At 66.1% G+C, this 24,958-nt stretch carries 23 protein-coding genes and 1 tRNA gene; 11 read left to right on the top strand and 13 right to left on the bottom strand.

Annotated features, from left to right (window positions below; all coding sequences use genetic code 11):
- Window positions 1-2: 2 nt before the first annotated feature.
- Window positions 3-1,574, bottom strand: a complete 1,572-nt coding sequence (locus tag PF049_04100) for a hypothetical protein (protein ID WBY17985.1) — start codon at window positions 1,572-1,574, stop codon at window positions 3-5.
- Window positions 1,575-1,811: 237 nt separating this feature from the next.
- Here PF049_04100 and PF049_04095 point away from each other — a divergent pair, with 237 nt between their 5' ends.
- The 9 genes from PF049_04095 (at window position 1,812) to virB11 (ending at window position 10,223) form a co-directional block, all read left to right on the top strand.
- On the top strand, window positions 1,812-2,138 hold the full coding sequence (locus PF049_04095; GenBank protein ID WBY17345.1) for a hypothetical protein: 327 nt from the start codon (window positions 1,812-1,814) through the stop codon (window positions 2,136-2,138).
- Between the two features lie 116 nt (window positions 2,139-2,254).
- A complete protein-coding gene (locus PF049_04090; GenBank protein ID WBY17984.1) occupies window positions 2,255-2,878 on the top strand; it encodes a lytic transglycosylase domain-containing protein in 624 nt (207 codons plus the stop codon).
- Window positions 2,878-3,192: a TrbC/VirB2 family protein gene (locus PF049_04085; GenBank protein ID WBY17344.1), complete on the top strand. Its 315-nt coding sequence runs from the start codon at window positions 2,878-2,880 to the stop codon at window positions 3,190-3,192. Before PF049_04090 ends, PF049_04085 begins: the two co-directional genes overlap by 1 nt.
- Window positions 3,192-3,476: a VirB3 family type IV secretion system protein gene (locus tag PF049_04080; protein WBY17343.1), complete on the top strand. Its 285-nt coding sequence runs from the start codon at window positions 3,192-3,194 to the stop codon at window positions 3,474-3,476. Before PF049_04085 ends, PF049_04080 begins: the two co-directional genes overlap by 1 nt.
- 51 nt (window positions 3,477-3,527) lie before the next feature.
- Window positions 3,528-5,978 (top strand): VirB4 family type IV secretion/conjugal transfer ATPase, encoded by a 2,451-nt coding sequence (locus PF049_04075; GenBank protein WBY17342.1) that lies wholly within the window; start codon window positions 3,528-3,530, stop codon window positions 5,976-5,978.
- Window positions 5,975-7,198, top strand: a complete 1,224-nt coding sequence (locus PF049_04070) for a type IV secretion system protein (protein ID WBY17341.1) — start codon at window positions 5,975-5,977, stop codon at window positions 7,196-7,198. The genes PF049_04075 and PF049_04070 overlap by 4 nt, the downstream gene beginning before the upstream one ends.
- Window positions 7,195-8,025, top strand: coding sequence for a TrbG/VirB9 family P-type conjugative transfer protein (locus PF049_04065; GenBank protein ID WBY17340.1), 831 nt, complete (start codon window positions 7,195-7,197; stop codon window positions 8,023-8,025). Before PF049_04070 ends, PF049_04065 begins: the two co-directional genes overlap by 4 nt.
- A gap of 29 nt (window positions 8,026-8,054) precedes the next feature.
- Window positions 8,055-9,227 carry a TrbI/VirB10 family protein gene (locus PF049_04060; protein ID WBY17339.1) on the top strand — a complete coding sequence of 391 codons (1,173 nt, stop codon included), beginning with the start codon at window positions 8,055-8,057 and terminating at the stop codon, window positions 9,225-9,227.
- A gap of 9 nt (window positions 9,228-9,236) precedes the next feature.
- A complete protein-coding gene (virB11, locus tag PF049_04055) occupies window positions 9,237-10,223 on the top strand; it encodes a P-type DNA transfer ATPase VirB11 (GenBank protein WBY17338.1) in 987 nt (328 codons plus the stop codon).
- Between the two features lie 12 nt (window positions 10,224-10,235).
- On the opposite strand, the gene PF049_04050 is transcribed toward virB11, so the two are convergent.
- The 7 genes from PF049_04050 to PF049_04020 all read right to left on the bottom strand — a co-directional run bounded on the left by PF049_04050 (window position 10,236) and on the right by PF049_04020 (window position 16,998).
- Window positions 10,236-11,537 (bottom strand): PepSY-associated TM helix domain-containing protein, encoded by a 1,302-nt coding sequence (locus tag PF049_04050; protein WBY17337.1) that lies wholly within the window; start codon window positions 11,535-11,537, stop codon window positions 10,236-10,238.
- Window positions 11,534-12,118, bottom strand: a complete 585-nt coding sequence (locus PF049_04045; GenBank protein WBY17336.1) for a hypothetical protein — start codon at window positions 12,116-12,118, stop codon at window positions 11,534-11,536. The genes PF049_04050 and PF049_04045 overlap by 4 nt, the downstream gene beginning before the upstream one ends.
- A complete protein-coding gene (locus tag PF049_04040; GenBank protein WBY17335.1) occupies window positions 12,118-14,226 on the bottom strand; it encodes a TonB-dependent siderophore receptor in 2,109 nt (702 codons plus the stop codon). Before PF049_04040 ends, PF049_04045 begins: the two co-directional genes overlap by 1 nt.
- Window positions 14,227-14,500: 274 nt before the next feature.
- Window positions 14,501-14,576, bottom strand: a tRNA-Lys gene (locus tag PF049_04035).
- Window positions 14,577-14,654: 78 nt separating this feature from the next.
- Window positions 14,655-15,161, bottom strand: coding sequence for a 2-amino-4-hydroxy-6-hydroxymethyldihydropteridine diphosphokinase (folK, locus tag PF049_04030; GenBank protein ID WBY17334.1), 507 nt, complete (start codon window positions 15,159-15,161; stop codon window positions 14,655-14,657).
- A 4-nt stretch (window positions 15,162-15,165) separates the two neighbouring features.
- Window positions 15,166-16,038, bottom strand: coding sequence for an N-carbamoylputrescine amidase (aguB, locus tag PF049_04025; protein ID WBY17333.1), 873 nt, complete (start codon window positions 16,036-16,038; stop codon window positions 15,166-15,168).
- An 18-nt stretch (window positions 16,039-16,056) separates the two neighbouring features.
- A complete protein-coding gene (locus PF049_04020) occupies window positions 16,057-16,998 on the bottom strand; it encodes a hypothetical protein (protein WBY17332.1) in 942 nt (313 codons plus the stop codon).
- Between the two features lie 104 nt (window positions 16,999-17,102).
- Here PF049_04020 and msrA point away from each other — a divergent pair, with 104 nt between their 5' ends.
- Window positions 17,103-17,642, top strand: a complete 540-nt coding sequence (msrA, locus tag PF049_04015; protein ID WBY17331.1) for a peptide-methionine (S)-S-oxide reductase MsrA — start codon at window positions 17,103-17,105, stop codon at window positions 17,640-17,642.
- Here msrA and PF049_04010 read toward each other — a convergent pair.
- Window positions 17,639-18,892, bottom strand: coding sequence for an RsmB/NOP family class I SAM-dependent RNA methyltransferase (locus tag PF049_04010; protein ID WBY17330.1), 1,254 nt, complete (start codon window positions 18,890-18,892; stop codon window positions 17,639-17,641). The genes msrA and PF049_04010 overlap by 4 nt on opposite strands.
- Window positions 18,893-18,946: 54 nt before the next feature.
- On the opposite strand from PF049_04010, the gene PF049_04005 reads away from it, so the two are divergent.
- Window positions 18,947-19,117: a DUF1674 domain-containing protein gene (locus PF049_04005; GenBank protein ID WBY17329.1), complete on the top strand. Its 171-nt coding sequence runs from the start codon at window positions 18,947-18,949 to the stop codon at window positions 19,115-19,117.
- Window positions 19,118-19,121: 4 nt separating this feature from the next.
- Here the strand turns inward: PF049_04005 and PF049_04000 are convergent, their stop codons facing one another.
- From PF049_04000 to PF049_03985, 4 genes are read right to left on the bottom strand one after another with little or no spacing between them, the layout of a single operon-like run.
- Window positions 19,122-20,519 (bottom strand): cytochrome P450, encoded by a 1,398-nt coding sequence (locus PF049_04000; GenBank protein WBY17328.1) that lies wholly within the window; start codon window positions 20,517-20,519, stop codon window positions 19,122-19,124.
- Window positions 20,520-20,578: 59 nt separating this feature from the next.
- Window positions 20,579-21,613, bottom strand: a complete 1,035-nt coding sequence (hemH, locus tag PF049_03995; protein ID WBY17327.1) for a ferrochelatase — start codon at window positions 21,611-21,613, stop codon at window positions 20,579-20,581.
- Window positions 21,614-21,654: 41 nt separating this feature from the next.
- On the bottom strand, window positions 21,655-23,925 hold the full coding sequence (locus PF049_03990) for a molybdopterin-dependent oxidoreductase (GenBank protein ID WBY17326.1): 2,271 nt from the start codon (window positions 23,923-23,925) through the stop codon (window positions 21,655-21,657).
- A gap of 4 nt (window positions 23,926-23,929) precedes the next feature.
- Window positions 23,930-24,925: an Mrp/NBP35 family ATP-binding protein gene (locus PF049_03985; protein WBY17325.1), complete on the bottom strand. Its 996-nt coding sequence runs from the start codon at window positions 24,923-24,925 to the stop codon at window positions 23,930-23,932.
- Window positions 24,926-24,958: the final 33 nt, after the last annotated feature.

Here is a 24,958-nt window from a genome sequence, read left to right as displayed (position 1 = left end):
GGTCAGATCGGCAGACTTTCGCAGGCACCGGTATTGGCGCTGCCCAGCGTGATGGTTGCCGAATTACAGGTCCAGCCTTCGGCCCAGTTGGAAGCCTGGTCGGTCACCGCACCGATATAGCTGCGGGTGGCGAAGAAGCTGGAAAGGGCGGTCGGATCGAAGACCGATACGCCGTTCTCGTTCGAACCGTTGATGAAGGGCGCGCCGCCCAGCGTCATCAGCGTGTTCACGAAACCGGCATCGTTGTTCGAACCTGCATCGAAGGCCGCCTGGGCCTGCGCTGCGGTTACGCCTTCGCTGCCGTCGCGGAAATCGGTGGCGCAATCGAGCACGACCGAATCGAAGGTCGGCGGGCCGTTCTCGTCGGCCTGCGATCCTGCGGCTGCCAGCGTGCCCGGCAGGTCGATGCGGATACAGGGGGTGTTGCCCGTCTGGTCCACGATCACCGTGTTGGCGATGCTGAAATCGGCCTCTCCGCGCAGGCGCAGGACCTGGTCACCTTCGACGCCGTTGGCGAGGAAGGTCGCATTGACGATGTTGGTCTGCTGGCGCGGCGTGTCGTCGCTGACGGAGTTGTTGGAGTCGCCTTCCAGGATGGTGTCGCCGGCGCCGGGGCGCTGGACCGCGATGACTTCGAACAGGTTGGCCTGGACGCCGGTGTCGGTATCCAGCGAATCGTCTTCCGCGCCGACCACGACGAGGCGGTTCACGTTCACTTCGCCGCCGAAGAATTCGACGCCGTCATCCGAGCTGTTGTAGCTCATGATGTGGTCGAACTGCGTGCCGCTGCCGACGCCGCCGGTGGTAAGCGACTGCAATTCGTCGCCGTTCGACAGGATGAAGCCGGAATAGCGGATCTGGACGTAGGACATGCGGCCCGAGCTGTCGTCCGGCGTTGCGCCGCCGTAACGCGGAGGCGTGGTCGCGCCTTCGACAAGGCGTTCGCAATCGACCGTACCCGGGGCAGCGCCGGGTGCTTCGCAATCGGTGACCGGCGCGCGGCCGTTCAGGATCACGCCGCCCCACTGGCCGCTGGAGTTCGCATCGTTCAGGCCCAGCACGTTGTCCTGGCTGGTGAAGATGATGGGAGCGCTGGCCGAACCCACGGCATTGATCTGGTTGCCGCGGTTTACGTTCAGGTAGCTGGAGCCCGAGGCATACAGGATGACGCCGGGTTCGATCGACAGCGTGACATTGGTGTCCGATGCCCCGTCGGAATCGTCGGCAGACGGACCGCCATCCGATCCGACATCTACCTGTCCGTCGATGCGATAGAGCAGGCCGTCGATCTGGCGCAGCGTGCTCGATGCGGTGAACTGGCTCGGAAGGGTGCAGACGCGGTATTCGCCGGTCGGGCCGGTGATCGTGCCGCTGTCGGTCAGGCCCTGCGGGTCGGAGATGGTGGGGCAGCCCGCAGCCGGGGTCACCGAACCGCCGGTGGCCGGCGGCGTGGGCGTAGGCGCCGGGGCCGGGGCCGGATTGTTGATCGTCACATTGCCGCCGGTGCCGGGCGAGACGATCTCGTCGCCTCCGCAACTGGCAAGAGCGAGTGCGCTGCAGGAGAGCGCGAGCATACGGATTGGCGTTTTCACTTGGATAGACCCCTTACATATCCGGGAAGAAACTGGCTGCGACTGTCTCGTCACGAATCGCCAGCTACGGGGGGTCTGTGACAGTTTGATTTCTGTATTTCGGCCCTGTGACCATTTGTGAAAATTAGCTTCGCTGCCTCTCTCGCGACCGATTATGACGCTTTCTTGATTTTGCGTCATGGAAATGTCATAAAACTGTCACGGAAGAGGAGAGACGAGATGGTTGGCGCAATTTTATTGGCGATGGCAGCAGCAACGCAGGCCCCTTCGGCCGCCGATGGCTCGCCCGCAAATGCCGCCATCGACGTGGTCGCAGCCCAGGAAACGCAGCCCGCAGTCCTGATCAATCGCGGGGTGACGCTGGCGATGCAGGGCCGCGAGGCAGAAGCCCGCGCCCTGTTCGAGGAAGTGCGCCGGACCAAGGTCGATTACACGCTGGAAACGCGCGACGGGCGCTGGGTCTATCCCCCCGACCTCGCACGGGCAGCCTTGAAAAGCCTGGATCGCGGCGAGTTCCGGACCGCAAGCCTCGCGCTGCGGGACTGACCGCGAAGCAGACCTGAAAGAGCTCGCGGACATGTGAGCCCTGCCGGGCGCACCGATGTCACGGATGTGTAATGTGACATGGCTATCGGCCCTCGTTGGAGGGTCCGATGACTTCAATGAAACACGGGCTGGCGGCGACCGGATTCGCGCTGCTGGTCCTCTCCGCCCCTGCACGGGCGGATGTCTTGCAAATCGACGATGACGGCGCGCGCTGGGTTTCCGGCGACCACGCCTCGATGCCTGCCGCGTCCACCGATATGCAGGACGGTTCGCAATCCGATTCGCTCTCCACGCTGTTTCCTCTCTCCGCCCAGTCCGACCAGTCGCGCACCGCCACAGGCATTCCGGGGCAATATGCGGCCAAGGTTGCGGAACTCTCCCAGCGCTTCGACCTTAGTCCCAGCCTCATAGAAGCGCTTGTCTGGCAGGAAAGCCGTTGGCGGCAGAATGCCGTCTCGCCGGTAGGCGCGCGGGGGCTTGCGCAGCTGATGCCCGGCACTGCGCGCGATCTCGGGGTCGATCCCCGCGACGCATTCCAGAATCTCGAAGGCGGCGCGCGTTACTTACGCGAACAACTCGACCGGTTCGATGGCGACCTCGAAAAGGCGCTGGCGGCCTACAATGCCGGCCCGGGCCGCGTCATCCGTGCCGGCGGCGTCCCCCGCATCCGTGAAACCCAGACCTATGTCGCCTCCATCATGGGGCGTCTTTCCAATCATTCTCGTCAGGACCTACCGTAATGAAGACCCCCGCCCGCCTCGCAGCCCTGTCCGCCCTTGCCGCGCTGGCTTCGCCCACCGCCGCCTTCGCGCAGGTCCAGCAGAACGACCCCGCCGGATCGGGCCCGATCGTCGCTGCGCTCGGCTGGCTGCAGGGCACGCTGCTCGGCAATGTGGCCACCGCCGTCGCCGTGATGGCCGTGGCGGCGGTCGGGTTCATGATGCTGACCGGCCGCCTGAACTGGCGGTTCGGCGCGACCGTCATCATCGGCACGTTCATCCTGTTCGGCTCCGCCTCGATCGTCGCGGGCATCCAGGGCGCGGCGGCCGGCTGATGGACCAGCTCGTCCGTCACCCCGTGCACCGCGCGCTGACGAGGCCGCAGATGTTCGCGGGCGTGACCTACAATTATTTCATCATCAACGCCGCGGTCACGACCGAGGTGTTCCTGATTACCGGCAGCTGGCTGGCCCTACCCGCCGCCGCCGTCATGCACGGGATCGGCTATTTCGCCTGCCTGCGCGAACCGCGCATCTTCGACCTCTGGATCACGAAGGTCAGCAAGTGCCCGCGGGTGAAGAACCACAAGCAGTGGGGCTGCAACAGCTACGCGCCGTGATGCGCGCCGTTAACGGCCTCACCGGCCAGACCTGATGGAGGGTCGCGAGACATGAAGAAGTGGATCGGCGCTGCCGCATGGAGCGACAAGGAAGTGCGGGCCGGGGATCGCCTGCCCTATCTGCGCCTTGTCGACGAACATACGATGCAATTGCGCGACGGCTCTCTGATGACCGTGCTGCAGGTCCCCGGCCTGCTGTTCGAGACGGAAGATACCGCCGCGCTGAACGCCCATGCCGCGACCCGCGAGGTGGTTCTTCGCTCCACCCTCGATGCACGTTTCGTCATGGTCCATCACGTCGTTCGCAGGCGCGTGTCGGTCGATCTCAATGCGCGCTTTCCCGACCCGCTGAGCCAGCATATCGACGACCGATCGAGCCAGGGCCGCGCCGCAAGGCCGCTTTTCGTCAACGACCAGTTCGTCACCCTCATCCGCCGTCCTGCACGCGGCAAGGCGGGTTGGGCCGAGAAGGCCTCGCGCAAGTGGAAGGGGCTCACCCACCGAGGCGAGGAAATGGTGGCGGAGCCCGACGCGAAGGATTTGCGGACGCTGAAAGCTGCAGCGTCAGGCCTCGTCGCCTCGTTGCAGGCCTATGGCGCCAGCCTGCTGGGGGACTATGCCGGGTCCGCCGGCAAGACGAATAACGAGATCCTGGAACTGCTTTCGGCGCTCTACAACGGCGAGATGCGCCCCGTGCGACGCCCGGCGGAGGGCATCGATATCGGCCAGATGCTGCCTTATCGCCGCGCCAGTTTCGGGCTCGACGCGATGGAACTTCGCGGGTCGGGCGATCCCGATTTCTCCGCCATCCTCAGCCTGAAGGATTATCCCGACGCAACCAGCCCGGGCCTGCTCGATGCAATGCTGCGGCTGCCGCACGAAATGATCGTATCGGAAAGCTACGCGCCGACCGAACGCACGACTGCTCGGGAACGCATGGACCTGGCCCTGCGTCGCCTGCGCAGCGCCGACGAGGAAGCGCGGGCCGAACGCGCCGACATGCTGTCGGCCCGCGATGCGCTGGGCAATGGGGCGGTCGGTTTCGGCGACCATCACCTCTCGATCCTCGTGCGCGAGGATACGCTGCCCGCGCTCGACGACGCAGCCGCCTCCTGCGCCGCTGCACTGGCCGATACCGGCGCCATCGTCGTGCGCGAGGATACAAACCTGGAGCCTGCCTTCTGGGCGCAGTTCCCGGGCAACGAGCATTACATCGTGCGCCGCGCGATGATTTCGTCGGCCAACATGGCCAGCTTCGGCAGCTTGCACGGTTTCGCGCTCGGACAGGCGGAAGGCAATCACTGGGGCGACGCGGTGACGCTGCTGGAAACGACCAGTTCCACGCCGTTCTTCTTCAATTTCCATCACGGCGACCTCGGCAATTTCTCGGTCATCGGGCCCAGCGGATCGGGCAAGACCGTGGTCATGAACTACCTCGCCGCGCAGGCGCAGAAGTTCAAACCGCGCACCATCCTGTTCGACAAGGACCGCGGTGCGGAGCTGTTCGTACGCGGCATTGGCGGGCGCTACGACCGGATTTCCGCCGGCGAGCCGACCGGCTTCAACCCGCTCGCCCTGCCCGACAGCGCTGCCAACCGCGCGTTCCTGCGCAGCTGGCTCGGCGTGCTGCTGAAGGCGGACGGGCCGGAGGAATTGCAGACCGTCGCCCATGCGGTGGACGCCGCCTACGAAAACGACGGCAGCCTTCGTCGGCTTAAGAACTTCCGCGAACTGCTGTCCGGCGCGCGGCGGCCCGAACCGGGCGACCTTGCGGACCGGCTGAGCGCCTGGATAGAAGGCGGCGAACATAGCTGGCTGTTCGACAATCCGCGCGACGAGCTGGACCTGACGAACCGCACGCTCGGCTTCGACATGACGGCACTGCTGGAAAACCCGGCCCTGCGCACGCCGACCATGATGTATCTCTTCCACCGGATCGAGGAACGGCTGGACGGCCAGCCGACCATGATCCTGATCGACGAGGGTTGGAAGGCTCTGGACGACGAGGTTTTCGCCGCGCGCATTCGCGACTGGCTGAAGACGCTGAGGAAGCGCAATGCGCTGGTCGGCTTTGCCACCCAAAGCGCCCGCGACGCGCTGGACAGCCGCATCTCCACCGCGCTGGTCGAACAGACCGCGACGATGGTGTTCATGCCCAATAGCCGCGCCCGGCCGGAAGATTACTGCGACGGTTTCGGCCTGACCGCGCACGAGCTGACGCTGATCCGCACGCTGCCCGCGCACAGCCGCTGTTTCCTGGTCCGCCAGCCCGACGCCAGCGTCGTCGTCCGGCTCGACCTCTCAGGCGCACCTGAGGTGCTCACCATCCTTTCGGGCCGGGAAAGCACCGTGCGCAAGCTCGATACGATCCGCGCCTATGCGGGCGACGAACCGGCTCACTGGTATCCCGAACTCACAGGCTATGACTGGCCGGGACAGGAAGATCACTTCCCTGCAGGCACTGCGCCTGCCCCGTCACGCTTTGCCGAGGCGGCAGAGTGACCACGGGCGCATCCTTCCCCGGCGCGGCCGATCCGGCACAGTGCCAGTATGCGGTGAACGAGGCCGCGGGCGGCGTAGCCTCTGCCCTGCGCGCCGTCGACTGCGTTGCGGCCGAGGTCACGGGCGATGCCTTTGCCCGCCTGTTCGGATCGGACGGGGCGCTGATTACCGTCCTGACGATCCTGCTGACCCTCTACGTCGCCTTCTTCGCCATCAACCTGCTGACCGGTCGATCCGCCTTGGGCGTGCGCGCATTGACGCCGCGCATGATCACGCTCGGCCTGGTGCTTACCTTCGCGACCAGCTGGGTCGCCTATCAGAGCGTGGTGTGGAACCTGACCATCGGCGCGCCCGACTGGCTGGCAGGCGTCCTGACCGGCGACAGCGGTTCGGCGACGGCCACCTTTGCGGGCAAGGTCGATGTCGTCTTCGGCGCGGTCGAGGCGGCGCAGGGCGAAACCGCAGACGTCTCCGCATTTTCGCCCGAGGGCATGCTGTGGCTGGGCGCGATGCTGTTCATGCTGGGCACGGTGGGTGTGCTGGTGACTGCGCGCATTGCGCTGGCCGTACTGGTCGCGTTGGGGCCGATCTTCGTCGTCATGGCGCTGTTCAATGGCACGCGCGGCCTGTTCACCGGCTGGCTGAAGGCCGCGGTGATGCTGGCGCTCGTCCCGCTGTTCGCCGTGCTGACCGGCACGATCATGCTGGAACTGGCGGTTCCCGTCCTCGGCGCGCTGGCCGCCGTGCCGGGCCAGATCGAGGCGCGCCCTGCCATGGCCTTCTTCATGCTCGGCGCGGTCCATGTCGCGCTGATGGTCATGGTGCTGAAGATCACCGGTACGATGGTGGCCGGTTGGCGCGTGTTCGGACTGGTGCAGGATGTATCGGAAGGGCAGTCGCAGGCCGCCCCCGCTCCCCCGCCCGTGCAGGTAACGCGGCAGGCGGACGGATCGCCCAGAACCCCTGTCGCCAGCACCCCGCACGAGGCACTGGCAAGCCGTACGGCGATCGCCGCCGGCTCCCCTGCTCATGCCGCACCGCTCATGCCCGCCAATGATCCGGGCATAAGCCACGGCGGCAGCGGCACCCGCATTACCAATATCACGAACAATCCCGGTGGCAGCACCCCTCGTCCGGCAAGCAAGGGGGTGCAGCGCACCTCCGGCATCGGAACGCGGTTCAAGCCTGCCCCGCAGCGAATGTCGGAGAAAGTGAAATGATCAGCGTCGGCCGTCCGTCAACGCTCCGCCCGGTAATGGCTGCTCTCGCGCTTGCGGCGGCGGCCACGGCCGTGCCCGCCACGGCGCAGGATGCCCGCCTTGTGGAGCGGCTGTACGACCCCATGGAAGTCGTCCGTCTCGAAGGGCGGGTGAAGGTGCAGGCGACCATCCGTTTCGGCGAGGACGAAAGCATCGAGAATGTCGCGATCGGCGATTCCATGGCATGGCAGGTCACCCCGAACAAACGGGCCAACCTGCTGTTCGTCAAACCGCTGACGCCGACCGCACGCACCAACATGACAGTGGTCACGAACAAGCACACCTACCTGTTCGACCTGGTCGCTGCGCCCAAGGCGAAACCGCTCTATTTGCTCGCCTTCACCTATCCCGAAGAACCCGAAGCGAACACCGCTCCGGGTGCGGAGGCCAGCGGCGCACAGCTGGCGCTATCACCCAATGCCGTCGAAACGCAGGCGGCCAGCGATCCCTATGCAGTCATAGATCCTGCGAAGGTCAACACGGCATGGGTCGGCAGCGGCGATGCCAGCCTGCTTCCCAGCGAGACCTTCGACGACGGCGAGACGACCTATCTCACCTGGCCTTCCGGAGCTGCGGTCCCCGCCATCCTGGTCAAGGATTACGAAGGCACCGAGGGACCGGTCAATTTCACCGTACGCGGCGATACCATCGTGATCGACGGGACCCCGGCGGAAATCGTGCTTCGGCTGGGCGACGACAGCGCGACTCTGGTGAATGCCGCGCCGCCTTCCACCGCCACGCAAAGGCCGGGCGGCCGGGGCTCCGCGTCCCTCGCCAATCGCCGCTGACGAACTTTCCCCTTCAAGGTCCACGCATCATGCCTCTCGCCACCAGACTTCCCTCCGGCAAGAACCCGGGCAACGCATCCGCCGCGAACGACGAGGACTTCGATCCGCGCGAACGTGAGAGTGCGGAGATCATCGATCTCGCCAGCCGCAACAGCTTCCCGGCCGTCGCGCGCAAGCAGGGCAAATCCGATGCGGCGGGCCTGGTCGCCGGGATCGCCATTGTCGCGGCATTGGGCGCCGTCACCCTGTGGAGCATGAACAGCGCCCGGATGGAACCGCCCGCCAGCGTCGGCAATGCCGATACCGTTCCGGCTCCGCAGGCGACGCAGCCGCCTCGGGAAGCCGTAATCGCGCAGCCCGGACCGCGCCCCGCGGGACCGGCGGCCGCCCCCCGGCGCGCCGATCCCGCGCCGCAGCCCGTCCTGTCGGCCATGCCACGCACGGGCGGCGTTCCCGCTCCGCAGGTCAATCCCTATTCCAGCCCGACCATGGTGTTCGATGCCAGCACCGGCCGCGCCATCGCCAGCGGCCCGGTCGCCGCCATGGCAGAAGCCGCAGCCGAGGGTAGTCCGGGCGGCGTCGCCGGTTCGGCCTCCGAATTTGCCAGCCGCATCGGCGGTGTCGGTGGCGGCCCGGCGCAGGCGACGGCAATGACCGATCCCGCGACCACCGTCACGCAAGGGACGCTGATCCCGGCCATTCTGGAGACCGCCATCGATACCGACGTGCCGGGCTATGTCCGCGCTGTGATCAGCCAGGACGTGCGCAGCTTCGATGGCAAGAATGTCCTCGTCCCGCGTTCCAGCCGTCTGATCGGCCAGTACCAGTCCGGCGTGCAAGGCGGGCAGAAGCGGGCCTATGTCGTGTGGACCCGCGTCATCCGTCCCGACGGAGCGTCGGTGAACCTGCAATCGCCCGCCATAGGCTTCGATGGCACGACCGGCCTTCCGGGCGAGGTGGATTCCAAGTTCTTCAAGCGTTTCGGTTCGGCCATGCTGCTGTCGGTCATCGGCGGCCTGTCGGCTGTCGGTTCGGGCGGCGCGTCGGTCGTCATCGGCGGCGCAAGCCAGTCGGCAGCCGGTATCGCCGCGCAGCAGGACAGCCAGATCGGCCCCACCATCCGGGTGCGGCAGGGCGAACCGATCCGGGTCTTCACCGCGCGCGATCTGGATTTCTCAACCGTCGCTGCCGTGGCGCGCTGAGGCAATCCGATGTCCGGCGACCTGCATCCAGCCCCCACCGTTCCGCAGTCGGAGCAGCGCAGCGTCTATCTCGACGCTTACCTCGCCCCGTTCCGCGAATGGCTCGACCGCGACACGGTAACCGAAATCCTGGTCAATCGCCCGGGCGAAGTCTGGGTCGAGGAAGCGGGCAAGGGAATGCAGCGGATCGAGACACCGGACATTACCGACACGCTCGTTCAGCGGTTGGCGGAGCAGGTGGCGCGGGTCAGCCACCAGGGCATCAACCGCGAGCATCCGCTGCTGGGTGCAACCCTGCCTGACGGGGCCCGCGTCCAGTTCTGCGGCCCTCCTGCCGCGCGCAAGAACTGGGTCATGGCGATCCGCCGCCACCGGCGGCTTGAGCTGCCGCTCGACGCCTATGATCACGGCGCGATCGCCTCGGCCACACGGGGCCCGGTGCCCGATCCGCAGGCAGAGCCGATCGCGTTCCTTCGCGAGGCCATACGCCAGCGGCGCACCGTCCTCGTGTCGGGCGGGACCAGCACCGGAAAGACGACCTTCCTCAATGCGATGCTGGGCGAAATCCCGGCAGGAGAGCGCGTCATCGTGGTCGAGGATACGCCGGAACTGCGCCTGCCGGGAGAAAACGGTGCAGGCCTCGTCGCAGTGAAGGGCGAACTCGGCGCGGCCAAGGTGACTGCGAACGACTTGCTGCAGGCGGCCCTGCGCCTGCGTCCCGACCGGCTGGTCCTTGGCGAATTGCGCGGGTCGGAATGCATATCGTTCCTGCGCGCCATCAATACCGGGCATCCCGGCAGTTTTTCGACCATCCACGCCAATTCACCGCGCGGGGCGCTCGACCAACTGGCGCTCATGGCGATGCAGACCGGGATCGGGCTGACGCTGGACGACACCCGCAATTACGCGGCCAGCGTCATCGACATCATCGTCCAGCTGGGCCGCGACGGCGACGGCAAGCGGGTCATTACCGACATCATGGATTGTGCCGCCTGACGCCCTGTTGGCTCAGGCGCGGGAGGGGGACAGCGAGCCGCCCGCCCTTCTCCGCACCGCCAGCGCCAAACCGACGGCCAGCAGGCAGGTCAGCCAGAAAATCGCCGTGAAAGGCGCGTCGTTTCCGGCCGCAAGCCGCGCTGCAAGCGTGGTGACGAGCCCGGCCGGAACCCCGGCGACGATGCCCCACCACGCCGCGCGTAAGCCGCCGGAGGGCTGTCCGCGCCGCTCGCGCTTGTTCAGCCAAATGAACGTGCCGGTCGCCACGACGATGGTGAGAGCGATGCCGAACACGATATAGGCGACCTTCACCGGCAGCCCGCCGTAATTGCCGAAATGCAGGTTGTAGGTCGATGCCGCCAGCTGCTGGCCGACCGTCCCGTCCGCCATGCCCGCCGTGCCGGTGAACGTGCCATCGCCGTCGAATGCGTAATACTCGCCGAAGATCAGCCGCTGTGCATGGATCCCGACGATCTGGATATGCTGGCCGGCCGTCTGCGGATCGTGGACGATGACGTAGGACGGGCGCACCTCCGGATATTCGCGCGCCATGTATTCCAGGGCCGGAACGGTATTGGCAAGCGCGGCCGGGGCCGCATCGGGTTCCGGCTCGCTTCCGAAGATGGGCGCGATCGCCGCTTCGCTGTCTCCGCCATAGGCCGCAGCTGCCATGCTGCCCCCGCTCACATAGAACAGGCCGATCATCGATCCGGTGAGCGCCGTTGCCAGTGCGAACGGCAGGGTCCAGACGGCCAACCGGTTGTGCCAGTCGATGGTCGAAACATCGCCGCGCCGCCGCGCACGAAGGCGAAACGCATCGCGGAACACCCGTGGATGGGCAAGGATGCCGGAAATGGACAGCGCGACGATCATCGCGCCGAATGCACCCACCAGCGACATGCCGATGACCGCCGGCAGGTTCAGCCGGTAATGCAGGGCAAGAACGAATTCCGCCCAGGCATTCTCTTCCGGCATCGCGATCGCGCCGCTGTCGTCGACGTGGAAGGCCTGCGTATCGGTCGTGACCGTGGTGCGCGGCAAGGCGTCCGTCGGCAGGTGAACATAGAGATGCGTCGTCGTATCGCGGTCGCTTTCGTGCGCCAGCACATTCTCGGCAGCACGCTGCACGGTCGGAGCATCGATCGATGCCATCTCCGGCGCTTCCGACTGCTCGAACCGCTGCCATTCCTCGTAAAGGACGATGGCCGTGCCGCTGACGCAGATCAGGTAAAGGAGCGCGCAGCAGACAAGGGCGATGGACGAATGCGCCCGCAGCGATGCCTGCACCAGGCCTGCAGTTTGTCCCTTTCTCACAGCGATGCTCCCCCGGTCATGGCGAGCGGCAGCGAACACAGACCGATGGCGAGAAGCGCCGCAGCCCCCTTCAGCCTGCCCGCCGGCATGGTCACCGCCAGCGCAGCGAACGGCCAGAGAAGCGGGACGAGACCGAGGACCGCGACATTGGCATCGGCTTCTTCGCCGCCCGCACCGACAATCCTGGTCCGCACCGCGAGCGCCAGCGCAACGACCGCCAGCAGCGACACTGGTCCGGCCAGTGCAAAGGTGATTGCCCCCCTCCATGCCGGCGCAGTGTTTTGCAGAGAAGCCGCACAGGCAGGCCGTGGCAACCGCCGGGCGCTCCGCCCCTTGGCATCGGACCGCGCTGCCGCAACCAGCAGCAGGGCGATCGCCGCAATCATCGCGGCCGCTGCTGTGACGGCCATTCCCCACGCACCGGCTTTCATCGCGCCTACGATGGTCCCCGCAGCCAACAGACTCCATCCGATGAGGTTCAGGTGAACGTCCCGCCCAACCCGGCCCCAGGATATGCGCAAGGTGAAAATCCCGGCGACGGCGAGCACGAGAGCGAGCGCGATGATGGCAGTCCCGGTCATCAGAAGTTGTAGGTGAGCGAGCCGTTGATGCTCCGCTTCTCGCCCGGGAAACAGTCGCCCCGCACGAGGCAGACGGAATAATATTCCTCGTTCGTCACGTTACGCGCGGTGATCCGCAGTTCGAACGGGCCGAAATCATATCCCGCCGACAGGTCCCCCACGGTTCGCCCGTCGACACGGTAGGTCAGCAGGCTGCCGTCCAGCGCGGAAATGCCGTTGCTCTCATTTCCGCCGACATAGCGCACGCCGCCACCGAGGCTGAGACCTTCCAGTGCGCCCGAAAACGTATAAAGCGCGAAAAGCGACGCCTGCCAGTCGGCGATAGAGGTCAGGGGCAGGCCGTTGGGGTCCTCTGCATCGAGATAGCTGACATTACCGTCCAGCCTCAGCCCGCCGAGCAGCGCATTGGCCTCCAGTTCGACTCCGCGCACCTTGGAGACGCCTTCCTGCTGGCTGTTTCCGCCGACCAGCGCCGCCGGGTTGGGCAGGTTCGACACCTCGATATCGAACGCGCTGACGGTGACCAGCGCGTTCACGCCCGGTGGCTGGTACTTCACGCCGACCTCGTACTGGCGGCCTTCCTGCGGCAGAAGCTGACTGCCGGTTTTCGTGTCGACGCCCACAACCGGCTCGAAACTCTCGGCATAGCTGGCATAGGGCGATATGCCCGCAGGTCCGCGCCATAGCAGCCCGAAACTGAGGCTGGTCGCGTCGTCTTCCTGGACCACGCCGTTCTCGACGCCGTTGGTTACATCGTCAAAACGGATCCCGGCATTTGCGACCAGATTGCCCAGGCTCATCTGGTTGGACAGGTAATAGCCCGTCGATTTCACCGAGTTCTTCGGGCCGTCGCCCTTGAACTGCTCGATCTCTGCCACGCTGGGCACGTTCGTATATTGCGGATCGAACGCGTTGAGCGTGCCGTAGGCGTAGAGATAGGCCGTGTCGGAATCGGTCAGGACATCCTGGTATTGAACCCCGGCCAGCACTTCATGTTCGACCGGACCGGTCGCGAACTCTGCCCGGGCGCGAACGTCGAAGGCCATCTGCTCGCTTCGATTGTCGGCGAGGTAGTAGGTCCACGCACCGTTCCCTTCCGCATCCACCCGGGGCACGCCGTTGCCCGTAAAGGCGATCCACGCCTGGCGGTAATCGGCCTGGGTATCGAGATACCGCCCCACCCCTTCGATCGAGAAGACGTCGTTGAGCCGCTGCTCTCCGATCAGGGTCAGTGCGAAACTTTCGGTGTTGTAGGCATTGAAGCCGGGCGCACCGTGATAGACATAGGGGTCGATCCGCTCCCCGCTCGCCGACGGCAGCAGCGTGCCGATCACCGGCAGGAACTGGTGCGCGGTGTCGGAATCCTGGTCCGAATAATTGGCGAGGATCGTGATTTCCGTGTCCGGCGTGGGCCGCGCGGTGAAGGCGGGCGCGATGACCAGCTTGTCGTCCGCCACCTGCGCGATCTGGGTATCGGAATCCCTCAGCAGGCCGACGAAACGGAACTGGGCGCTATCTTCTGCGCCGGGGATGGCAATGTTGAAATCTGTCGCGATCTGCTTGCGATCGAAGCTGCCGTAATCGAGACGGATTTCGCCTTCGCTGGTGGGGTGAGGGCGCTTCGTGACGACGTTGATGATGCCGCCGGGCGAGCCTGCACCGTAAAGAACCGATGCCGGACCCTTCAGAACCTCGACCTGCTCGAGCGTGTAAATATCCTGCCGCGTATTGTTGTAGAACCCGAAGAGATACTGGAGGTTGTCGCGATATTCCGGCGCATCCAGCCCCCGGACCTGCGCGAAGTCGCCGCGGGTGGAAAAGCCGAACGGCTCTGCGGTGACGCCTGCGGAATAGGTCAGCGCGTCATCCAGCGACTGGGCGCCCTTCTCGTCGAAATCCCTTGCCGTCTCGATCGATATGGAGCGCGCGGTTTCGACGATCGGCGCATCGGACTTTGTCGCGCCGAAATCGGTGAGCGCGCCGGTCACGACGATGGTGTTCGCATCGACCGGCGGTTCGGGATCGCCCGTGCCCACTTCCTGCGCCATCGCCGCGTTCGAGCTGAGAATGGCAAGGGGGGCGGCTGCGGCGAATAGCAAAAACTTCATGATCGATCCCTGTCTACTGGCGCGAGTCGCCTCACGCGTCTCGCTCGCGGCTGCTGCTAATGAGAGTGATTCTCATTTGCAAGACAAGTCTCGTTCAGCTTGGCTTTTCAGGCACGGGCAGGTTTGTGCGTTCACGAGGCAGAAGGGGCGGTGGCCGGAGTTCCTTCCGAAGCGCAGGTCGGCGCCCGGCGCACGGTATCGAGCCGGACCACGGTGCGGCCCGAGGGGATCGATGAAGATGTCTGGAAGGGGCGGATGGACGCCGGGGGAAAGGTGGTGAGCCCTGCTGGGTTCGAACCAGCGACCTACTGATTAAAAGTCAGTTGCTCTACCAACTGAGCTAAGGGCCCAACCACCGGATGGAGCGCCTAGGGCGATGGCCCCGACGGGTCAAGGCACTTGGGGCGATGGCGACCAGGAAATTATGGTCAAAGGCGCAGCGGCCGCGGCTTGACCAGCCTCGCGTGAAGGTGCCGGACGGCAAGCCCTGTCACCGGGTCGCGCCAGTTGCGCCCTGTTTCCAGCAGGGGACCGAGCACGAAGTCCCTCCCCCGGAATGCGGGATGCGGTATGCTCAAGTCCGGCGTGTCGAAGATGCCCCCCGACCAGAGCACGATATCGAGATCGAGCGTGCGCGACCGCCAGCGCTGGCCCCTGCGCCGCCGCCCGAAATCCGTTTCGATCGAGTGCAGTTTGGCCAGCAGATCGAGCGGCGCAAGGCATGTTCGTATCAGCGCCGCGGCATTGGCATAGCGGCGCTGCGACGGCCCGACCGGGGCACTGTTCACGGCGGGGGAGACAGCCTCGACCGATAGGCCGCGCTGGCGAAAGGCCTCAACCGCACGGTCGATGATCTGTGCCGGTCGCCCTTCACGAACATGGCGCTGGTTCGATCCTAGCGCGACGAGATAGGCGTGGCTCGCCCCATCGCCCACGGCGTCAGATATCCTGGCAGATGCGGCCGTAGAGTTCCGGCCTGCGGTCGCGGAAGAAGCCCATGCCCGCACGGTGTTTCTCGGCCGTCTGCAAGTCGAGGGTCGCGACCAGGACGCCGTCTTCCTCGCGGCCGAATTCGACCACCTTGTCTCCCCATTCGTTCGTGATGAAGCTGTGGCCATAGAATGCCTGTCCGTCCTCCACGCCGATCCGATTGGCGGCGATCACGGGCATGCAATTTGAAACGGCGTGCCCCTGCATCGCGCGTTGCCACATGGCGGATGTATCGAATTCCGCGTCATACGGCTCGGACCCGATGGCCGTGGGATAGAACAGCAATTCCGCCCCCATCAGTGCCATGACGCGGGCCGTTTCCGGGTACCACTGGTCCCAGCAGATGCCGACGCCGATGCGCACCATCCGATTGCCGACGGGCAGGTCCCAGACACGGAACCCGCCATTGCCGGGACGGAAATAGAATTTCTCCTCATAGCCCGGACCGTCGGGGATATGACTCTTGCGATAGACGCCCATCAGCTCGCCGCGCGCGTCGATCATGGCCAGCGAGTTGTAGTAATGCGGCCCGTCGCGTTCGAAGAAACTGGTCGGGATCGCGACGCCCAGTTGCGCTGCCAGGCGTACCATCGCCTTCACATTGGGATGGTCTGCCGTGGGCCGCGCGCGCTCGAACAGCGACTCGTCCTCCACCTTGCAGAAATAGGGTCCGTCGAACAGCTCCGGCGGCAGGACCACGTCCGCGCCGCGGGCCGCCGCTTCGGCGACGAGCTGCGAAACGGCTTCGATATTGGTGGCGCTGTCCTGGCTCGACAGGTCGAGCTGGAGCGCGGCGACGGTAATCTCCTTCGAGTCTTGCATCGCCGCGCCCTAGCGCGATTACCGCTTACGGAAAAGCAGGGTCATGCGGTCGCTTTCGCCGATTGCCTCGGCCGTGACGCGCGCTTCGGTGCCCTCCTCGGCCCCGCGATAGCTGGGTGCGCGGGTCCAGACACCGCCATCCCAGTTTGCCGCGTCATTGGGGTTGGCGTTGATCTCGCTGGTGCCGACCAGCTGGAAGCCATGCGCCTCGATCAGCGCGATAACATCCTGCTGGCGCAGATAGCCGTTATTGCCGAGCGTGTAGTCGGCAGGCGCATCTGCGCGGGCACGGTGCTGAACGATGCCGAGCATGCCGTCATCCTTCAGCAGGTCGCGCATCCGGGTCAGCTCGGTGTACATCGCGCCGGACCGCAGCAGGTTGTGCATCTCGCGGAAAACCAGCACGCGGTCGGCCGTGCCGTCTGTTGCATCGCTCAGCTGGTCGGACGAGACGACAGCGTAAGGCGCGCCGTTCAAGGTCCATCCGCCCGCATTTTCGCGGAAGCTGGCGGGCAGCCCTTCGAAATAATTGGCGAACCGTTCGCTGTCGGCAGCGGCGGGATCGGGGGTCAGGCCCAGATAACGGCCCCCGGTGCCCAGATAGGGAACGAGCACGCGCGTATACCAGCCGCTGGCCGGCATGTAGTCGACCACGGTCATTCCAGGCGCGACGCGGAAGAATTCGAGCGTCTGCGCAGGATTGCGCCACGCGTCCCGGGCGCGGTCATCATCGCGGCGCGCATCCGCCAGCACGGTGGCCATGTCGGGCGTGCTGTAGGCAGCGGTTTCCACCACGACCTCTGCCGTGGTTTCGTCATCGGTGTCGGGCTGCTCAACCCCCAGCACGCGCTGGAGGATGCCGCCAAGGATACGTTCGCCGGTCGAGGGCGTGTCCTGCGCCATGGCAGGTACGGCGAGGGATGCAGCACACAGCGCCGCGGTGATGGTCTTGAAACGCATGAAAATATCTCCCTGTCGCAGGCGCGCCGGGCGCCCATCGGTCCCAGCCGGTTGATGCCGGAGGGGACCTTCCTATCTACCTAGCACACAATGGAGAGTTCCCAATGAGCAACAGCGAAACCGCGATTCTGGCCGGAGGCTGCTTCTGGTGCACCGAAGCGGTGTTCAAGGACGTGATAGGCGTCACAGAGGTCGAAAGCGGCTATATCGGCGGCGAGACCGAAAACCCGACCTACAAGGAAATCTGCACCGGCCGGACGGGCCATGCGGAGGCTGTGAAGCTGGTCTACGATGTCGATGTGGTGAGCTATGGCGAAATCCTGGACATGTTCATGGGCACCCATGACCCGACCCAGCTGAACCGCCAGGGCAACGATGTCGGAACCCAGTACCGCAGCGCGATCTTCCCGCTGGACGATGCCCAGAAAGCCGAGGCTGAGGCCGCGATCGCCCGCTGGAACGAAGGCAATCAGGGCGAGGCCGTGACCACCATCGAAGGCGGGACGTGGTATCCGGCAGAAGACTATCACCAGGAATACTGGGAAGGCGAAGGCCAGCGAAATCCCTATTGCATGGCTGTCATCCCGCCCAAGCTGATGAAGCTTCGCAAGAGCTTCCAGGACAAGGTGAGGCAGGACGCCTAATCGGGGTCCTTCGTCCACCGCGCGATGAAGAAGCCGTCGAGGCCGCCTTCGTCGCGCAGCAGCCCGGGATCGGTCCGCAACCAGCCTTCGGGCGTAGGTTGCAAGCCGGCCGGGAGTTCCCCCGCAGCTATCGGCGCGGGCGCGAGATCGACTTCGCGCGCCCGCTCTTCGCCCTCTTCGGTTTCCAGCGAGCAGACCGCGTAGACCAGCGTGCCGCCGGGCTTCAGCATCGCGCTGGCGCGGGCCAGCAGTAGATCCTGCAACCGGGTCGTTTCCTCTATCTGCCGCATGCCAATCCTTTGCAGGACGTCCGGGTGGCGGCGGCAGGTGCCCGTCGCCGTGCAGGGCGCATCGAGCAGGACCGCGTCGAAGCGGTGCTTCGGCTGCCATTCCAGCGCATCGGCGCGGACCGTCGATGCCGAGAGGTCGGTGCGGCGCAGATTGTCCTTCAGCAGGCCGAGCCGCCGCTTGCTGATGTCGAGCGAGGTGACTTTCCAGCCCTGCGCTGCAAGCTGCAGCGTCTTGCCACCCGGGGCCGCGCACAGGTCGAGCACGGTGCGCCCCTCCCCCGCGCCGAGAAGCCGGGCAGGCAGCGATGCGGCGAGATCCTGCACCCACCATGCCCCGCCGCCATCCTTCGTGCCGAAGCCCTCGAGAGTCTCGACCGCCAGCCCGCGCGGCAGGCGCACATGGCCGGGCACGAGGCTTTCGGCGCCAAGACGCGTCGCCCACGGCGCAGTGTCTTCAGGCTCGCGCAGGGTCAGGTCGAGGGGAGGCGGTTCGGCCAGGCCCCCGGCAATCGCCTGCGCGCGGTCCCCCCACCGCGCCTGCACCGCATCCGGAAGGGTCGGTGCAGCGGGCAAGGACGCACCTTGCTTGTCGAGGGAAGAAAACACCCCGTGCGCCAGGCGGCGCGGACCGCCGGAAAGCAGCGGCAGGCCGGTTGCAATGACCGCGTGGCCCGGCGTGCCGAGCCGCAGTCTCTGCGCCAGCATCAGCCGCAGCACGCTGCGCGCCTTTGCGTCCGGCGGCAAGTTCTGGCGGGTTGCGGAATCGATCAGCGCGTCGAGATCGACCAGCCATCGCAAGGTCTCCCCCACTATGGCCCGGGCCAGCGCCTTGTCGGGCGCGGAGCGCACCTGCCGCAGGGCCGGGCCCTCGGCCTGTTCCAGCGTATCGCCACGGCGCAGAACGGCATCGAGCATCTGCAAGGCGGCGCGGCGTGCATGAATTCCTGACGGCTGGGCCATGGCCGCCCGTTAGGCGGTATTGAAACCTCGCGCCAGCGAAAGCATTTGAAAGCCATGGAACGCGCAACCAAACGCCCCGAAGGGTTCAAGAAACCTGCCCACTGGAACGACGATCCGGCTCCCGAGCCGCAGCCGATCGACGCGAGCGAGGATGACCCGCAGGGTCTTTCCCCGACGCGTTACGGTGACTGGGTAAAAGACGGCATCGCCATCGATTTCAGCTGAGGGTTCAGAGCCGCGTCAGCTCGATCCGCAGCCCGTCTTTCGGCTTGGGAATGGGCCAGGCCTGCCAGTCGGGGTTCTTCCCGCCGACCAGTTCGACGCGGTAGCGTGTCAGCATGTGGGCCATCAGCACCTTGATCTGCATATAGGCGAAATGCAGGCCTAGGCACATATGCGCGCCGCCGCCGAAGGGCGTCCAAGCGTATTTGTGCCGCGCCTTCACCTTGTCCGGCGTGAAGCGCATCGGGTCGAATTCGTGGGGGTGGTCCCAATGCTCCTCGTCATGATGGACGAAGTGCGTGTTGATGCCGACATGGGCACCAGCAGGGATGCGGTAGCCACCGAATTCGAAGCTGCGTAGCGCACGGCGCGGGGTCGACGGCACCGGCGGCATCATCCGGAGCGCTTCCTTGAATGCCATTTCGGTCAATTCGACCTTGCCGAAATCGTCATACGACAGATTGCCGGTATCGTCCGTGATGGCACGCAATTCCTCGCGCAGTTTTTCCTGCCATTCCGGATGCGTGGCGAGCAACCAGACAAGGGTCGTCCCGCTGGACGTGATGGTGTCATGCGCCGCCATCATCAGGAAGTTCATGTGGTCGGCAACCTCGTCCACTTCCAGCAGCGACCCGTCGTCGCGCTCTGCAGTGGCGAACTGGCTGAACATGTCCTGCCCCCCGCCCTCGGCGCGGCGACGGACGGTTTCCCGGCTGAAGAAATCGATCAGGAAGGCGCGCCCGTCCACTCCGCGTTTCATCTGGGTGAAAGGCAGGGGCCTGCGAACCGGGGCAACGGAGGCCTGGACTGCATCGACAAAGGCCTGGTTGATGGCATCCGCCTCGGGGCCGAAGGGCAGGCCGATGAAGCTTTCCGCCGCCAGGTCCAGCGTCAACTGCTTGATTGCGGGGTAGAACTGCATCCGGGTAGGGCCGGCGCCCTCGCCCCATTTTTCCACCGCACGGGCCATGCCGGCATTCAGTTGGCCCGAATAGTGGCGCATCGGCCCGGGCTTGAACGCGATCGAAAGCGCGCGCCGGTCCATCCGGTGATGGTCGAAATCCATCAGCATGAGGCCGCGCGGAAACAGCTTGTCGAGGATCGGGCCCCAGCCCTGTTCACTGGAGAAGATCTTCTGCCGGTCGAACAGCACCAGCTCGCTGGCATCGGCCCCGATCAGCGCCACGTTCCAGCCGCCGAAGCTCTTCACCTTGTAAACCCGGCCATAGGTTTCGACCATGCGGCGGGTGAAGGCGTGGGGATCGCGAAGCTGGGTGAAGGTGTGACCGACCAGCGGGTAGCCGCCTTCGCCGGGGATATGCGCGAGGTCCTTCTCCGATGGCTTGCCCTCGCTCCAGTGCGAAGGCCTCGCTTCGGCGGCGTGGTCGGCGGCTATCGTGGCCATGCGGCATCCTCCAGTGGCGTATTGCTACTTACCTCGATGTAAGTAGCGAAATCGAAGGGTCATATCCAGCCCGATAGTTCCTGCCTGACCAGCGTATCCAGCATGTCGATACCCGGCTTCGTATCGTTGAGGCAGGTCAGCGCGGCATATTGCTCGCCCCCGCCATCGAGGAACTGCGCCCGCCCCTCGATCGCGATTTCCTCCAGCGTCTCCAGGCAATCGGCGGAGAAACCCGGCATGGCGACGGCCATCCGCCTGGTGCCCTTCGCCAGCTCTTCGTCGATCGTCGCATCGGTTGCGGGCTTCAGCCATTCGGCAGGTCCGAAGCGGGACTGGAACGTCGTGACGATGCGCATTCCGGCCAGTTTTTCGCGTCGCCCGAGCCTCTCCGACAGCAGCCGCGCGGTCTTGTGGCAATGACAGTGATACGGATCGCCCAGATCCAGCGTACGCTGCGGCATTCCGTGAAAACTCAGCAGCAAAACCTCCGGTGCGAAATCCAGCGCATCCAGCTGCGCGCCGAGATCGGCCTCCAGCGCATCCAGATAGGCCGGGTGGTCGTGATAGGGCGGCAGGGTCCGCAGGCTCATCTGCCAGCGCAGGTCGGCCAGTGTATCGGCGGCCTTGTCCACCACCGTGGCCGTCGTCGCGCCAGAATACTGCGGGTATAGCGGGGCCAGCAGGATACGTTCGCACCCCGCATCCATCAGCGCGCGCAACCGGCTGTCGATCGAGGGATTGCCGTACCGCATTGCCCAGTCCACGGTGACCGCGCCGCCCAGCCGGACCTGCAGCGCGTTGGCCTGCCGCTTCGTAATCGCGGCCAGCGGGGAGCCGTCATTCCCCCATACCTTGCGATAGGCTGCCGCGCTCTTTTTGGGGCGGGTGTTGAGGATGATGCCGCGCAGGATCGGCTGCCACGCGATGGGCGGTATTTCGACCACGCGGCGGTCGGAGAGGAACTCGGCCAGGTAGCGCTTCACCGATTTCGTATCCGGCGCATCCGGCGTGCCGAGGTTGACGAGCAGGACGCCGATCCGCCCGCTTTCGACGGGCGGATGGTCCGCGGGGAGGTTTTGTGGGGTCCAGGTCATGCGCGTTCACTTGGGCGAAGCGCGGGCCGGGTCAAGGGGAACTAAAGCCCGCCCGACAACAGGGGGAGACGCCGCAGGCGCAACCCCGTGGCGGAAAACAGCGCATTGGCGATCGCCGGCGCTGCGACCGTCAGGCCCAGCTCGCCCGGATCGAAAGCCGGGTCCTCGCTGGCGATGAACTCCACCTCGATGGCAGGACAGTCGGCCAGGCGCGGCAAATCCAGTTCACCGAGGCGGCGATTGTCCGGCCTGCCATCGCGCCAGCTAGCACTGCTGCCCATTGCCAGCGCCAGCCCGTGGACGAGGCCGCCCTCGATCTGCTGGCGCGCAATATCGAGATTGACGATCCGCCCGATGTCGACAGCCGCGTGCAGGCTGGTCACCTGGAAGCCGCCCTCTCTCTGCCCTGCGGTCGCAATGCAGGCGATGCGGCCGCCCCCTGCGGCGTCTCCCATGCGGTGACAGGCAAGCCCCTGTCCCGACCGGTCGCGGCCACCGCCCCACTGTGCCATGCGCGCCGCGCGCTGAAGGCACGCGACCATGCGCGGATCGCCGCCCAGCATGCCGATCCGGTAAGACAGCGGTTCGCGCCCCGCCTTGCTGGCGATTTCGTCGATGAAACTTTCGGTGAAGAATGCGGTGTATCCATGTGCGCCTGCGCGCATCCGCCCTGTCGGAAGGAGAAGGTTGGCAGGAGCGTGATAAATCGCCGCATCCGGTATGGCATAAGGCGGCATCGCGCCGTCGCAGGCAAGGGCATCGGCCTCGCCTGCGACCGCTTCTATCGCATCCTGCGCCGCCTCGCCATGAAACAGGCGGCGGCCCATTTCCTTCATCGTGGCAGGCAGAGCCAGCCGCGTCCGCATCGCGGCAATCGCGCCGCCCGGCTCCAGCTTCGCCGCCAGGAGCGCTGCCACCGGGGTGCGCGGCGGGGCACGCAGCGTTTCCTGTTCCCGCGTCCAGGCAAGCTGCACCGGGCGGCCGACCTCGCCTGCCAGCCGCGCGGCCTGCCTCGCGTGTTCGTGCTCCAGCCGCCGGTCGAAACTGCCGCCTGCAGGCATGGGATAGAGGACGACGTTCTCCGCAGAGATGCCCACCGCCCGCCCGGCCGCCTCGCGCGCACGCTCCGGCGCCTGCGAGGCCATCCACAGCTCGAGCCTGCCGCCGCGAAGCCACGCCACGGCGGTGGCGGTTTCCAGCGTCGTGTGCAGAGCGGGCGCGGCGTCGTAGCGGCGGGCAATGGTTGCGGACCCGAAGGCCCCGCCCGTCTCGCCGCGACTGGCGACGAGATAGGCATCGCCTTCGCGCAACGCGGCATCCAGCGCTTCCTCTATCGTCGCACTGTCGACCGGATCGGTGGCAGAGAAGCGCACCTCCATCGCGTCGAGCGCGCGCTCTGCCGAGAAGCTTGTCTCTGCGATGGCGGCAACCCAGTCGTCCCCTTCCACCACGGCGACGACCCCGGCCACCGCTTCGCCTGCCTCCCTGTCGTATCGCTGCACCCCCGATGCGGGGGCAACCGGGCCTTGGCGAATGCCGGCATAGAGCATTCCGGGCAGGCGGATATCGCCGGCAAAAAGGTGCGACCCGTCCACTTTGGAAGGCAGGTCCAGCCTGGGGAAAGCAGGCGGTCCGTCGCTGTCGCCGGGCAGCGGGGTTTCCGCCACCGGCAATACGCGCAACGGAGGCGGTTCCGGCGGACCCAGCAGCGCGGCCTCTGCCGCCAGCTCGGCGAAACGCAGCTGCAGGTTTTCATGGACGACGAAACCGGCCCGTGTATCGCACAGTTCGGGCTCGACATTCCATCGCCCTGCCGCCGCCCGCACGAGCATGTCGCGCGCAATAGCAGCCGCTTCCCTTGCAGGCATTTCATAGGCGGCCAGCGTGGTTCCCGCCGCCGTTGCCGTCAGGCGCGATTGCTGGGCGAAGCGGGTTGCGACGATGCCGTCTTCGGGCTCGGACAGGCCGGGAATGTCCGGCATCCACAGCGGCGCCCACTGCGCGGCGAGGGGAATGTTCGCATAGGCCCCGCTGACGGGCGCCGGCTCCACTGCAACCTGCCGCCAGTCCGCGCCCAGTTCCGTCGCGACGATTTGGGGCAATATGGTCGTGACCCCCTGCCCCATTTCCAGCTGGGGAACCGCCACCGTGACGACCCCGTCGGCGCCGATCTTCAGCCACGCACCGAAGGCCGTTTCCCCATCCGCCGTGGTCAGCGGGCCGGGAAAGGTGCGCGGCCACAGCGCCCATGCGACGACCAGGCCGCCGCCCACGGCAGCCCCGGCCAGCAATCCGCGCCGCGAGACCCGCATCGCTTCAGCGGGCCTCCTGTTGCAGCCAGTCGGCCAGCCGGTCCGCAATGGGCATGAACGCGGCGCCGGCATCGCTGTCGCCGGCGGCGGGCGGCGCGCCCGCATCGCTGGCCTTCCTGATGTCGAGGGTCAGCGGCACACGCCCCATGAAGGGCAGTTCCAGCCGTTCGGCAATGGCTTCCACCCCGCCCTGCCCGAAGGGATCGCTCGTCTCGCCGCAATGCGGGCACTGGTAACCGGCCATGTTCTCGACCAGCCCGATCACCGGGACACCCGCCGTTTCGAACAATTGCCCTGCACGGGCCGCGTCGATCAGGGCCAGGTCCTGCGGCGTGGAGACGATGACCGCCCCTGCAGGCTTGAACTTTTGGACCATGGTCAGCTGCACGTCGCCCGTGCCCGGGGGCAGGTCGACCAGCAGGGTTTCGACATCGCCCCAGTCGGCCTCGATGAGCTGGCCCAGAGCGCCTGCCGCCATCGGCCCGCGCCATGCCAGCGCCTTGCCGGGCGCGACGATATGACCGATCGACAGCATCGGAATGTCCAGCACGCCGCTCACCGGCTGCAGCTTGTCATCCTTTGCCACCGGTTTTGCGCCGGAGGATTTCAGCAGCGTCGGCTGGGAGGGACCGTAGATGTCGCCATCGACCACCCCGACCTTGTGGCCCCTGCGTTTGAGCGCGACGGCGAGGTTCGCGGTCAGTGTCGATTTGCCCACGCCCCCCTTGCCCGATCCGACCGCGATGATCCGCCGTGCCATGCGCTGGGCCATGACCGCGACGCGAACTTCGTCGATCCCCGGATGAGCGCCGGCCTGCGCCCTGGCCTCAGTCTCCAAGGCGTCACGCTCCGCCGCGGTGAGGCCCGCGCCGTCGAGGATCAGCGTCGCTGCCGCCCCCCTGACCACGAGCGAGCTCAGCCGGTCGGCGACATCTGCGCCCGGCGCGTTGACAAGAGCGCTGCGTAGCGCGGCTTCCACCTGTTGAGACCCATCGTCCATTGCGCCCGCAGCCCTAGCAGCAATTTTGCACGT

This window comes from Erythrobacteraceae bacterium WH01K (assembly GCA_027941995.1).
Lineage (GTDB): Bacteria > Pseudomonadota > Alphaproteobacteria > Sphingomonadales > Sphingomonadaceae > CAJXSN01.
This window is presented reverse-complemented; position numbering and strand designations above follow the sequence as displayed.

Excerpts from the sequence above, each read along its gene's own strand:
- PF049_03990 (WBY17326.1), bottom strand. The coding sequence starts at position 23,925 with ATGCGGGTCTCGCGGCGCGGATTGCTGGCCGGGGCTGCCGTGGGCGGC.
- PF049_04095 (WBY17345.1), top strand. The coding sequence starts at position 1,812 with ATGGTTGGCGCAATTTTATTGGCGATGGCAGCAGCAACGCAGGCCCCT.
- PF049_04000 (WBY17328.1), bottom strand. The coding sequence starts at position 20,519 with ATGGCCACGATAGCCGCCGACCACGCCGCCGAAGCGAGGCCTTCGCAC.
- hemH (WBY17327.1), bottom strand. The coding sequence starts at position 21,613 with ATGACCTGGACCCCACAAAACCTCCCCGCGGACCATCCGCCCGTCGAA.
- PF049_04060 (WBY17339.1), top strand. The coding sequence starts at position 8,055 with ATGCCTCTCGCCACCAGACTTCCCTCCGGCAAGAACCCGGGCAACGCA.
- PF049_04065 (WBY17340.1), top strand. The coding sequence starts at position 7,195 with ATGATCAGCGTCGGCCGTCCGTCAACGCTCCGCCCGGTAATGGCTGCT.
- PF049_04020 (WBY17332.1), bottom strand. The coding sequence starts at position 16,998 with ATGCGTTTCAAGACCATCACCGCGGCGCTGTGTGCTGCATCCCTCGCC.
- aguB (WBY17333.1), bottom strand. The coding sequence starts at position 16,038 with ATGCAAGACTCGAAGGAGATTACCGTCGCCGCGCTCCAGCTCGACCTG.
- virB11 (WBY17338.1), top strand. The coding sequence starts at position 9,237 with ATGTCCGGCGACCTGCATCCAGCCCCCACCGTTCCGCAGTCGGAGCAG.
- PF049_04100 (WBY17985.1), bottom strand. The coding sequence starts at position 1,574 with ATGCTCGCGCTCTCCTGCAGCGCACTCGCTCTTGCCAGTTGCGGAGGC.
- PF049_04085 (WBY17344.1), top strand. The coding sequence starts at position 2,878 with ATGAAGACCCCCGCCCGCCTCGCAGCCCTGTCCGCCCTTGCCGCGCTG.
- msrA (WBY17331.1), top strand. The coding sequence starts at position 17,103 with ATGAGCAACAGCGAAACCGCGATTCTGGCCGGAGGCTGCTTCTGGTGC.
- PF049_04010 (WBY17330.1), bottom strand. The coding sequence starts at position 18,892 with ATGGCCCAGCCGTCAGGAATTCATGCACGCCGCGCCGCCTTGCAGATG.
- PF049_04045 (WBY17336.1), bottom strand. The coding sequence starts at position 12,118 with ATGACCGGGACTGCCATCATCGCGCTCGCTCTCGTGCTCGCCGTCGCC.
- PF049_03985 (WBY17325.1), bottom strand. The coding sequence starts at position 24,925 with ATGGACGATGGGTCTCAACAGGTGGAAGCCGCGCTACGCAGCGCTCTT.
- PF049_04090 (WBY17984.1), top strand. The coding sequence starts at position 2,255 with ATGAAACACGGGCTGGCGGCGACCGGATTCGCGCTGCTGGTCCTCTCC.
- PF049_04080 (WBY17343.1), top strand. The coding sequence starts at position 3,192 with ATGGACCAGCTCGTCCGTCACCCCGTGCACCGCGCGCTGACGAGGCCG.
- PF049_04075 (WBY17342.1), top strand. The coding sequence starts at position 3,528 with ATGAAGAAGTGGATCGGCGCTGCCGCATGGAGCGACAAGGAAGTGCGG.
- PF049_04040 (WBY17335.1), bottom strand. The coding sequence starts at position 14,226 with ATGAAGTTTTTGCTATTCGCCGCAGCCGCCCCCCTTGCCATTCTCAGC.
- PF049_04005 (WBY17329.1), top strand. The coding sequence starts at position 18,947 with ATGGAACGCGCAACCAAACGCCCCGAAGGGTTCAAGAAACCTGCCCAC.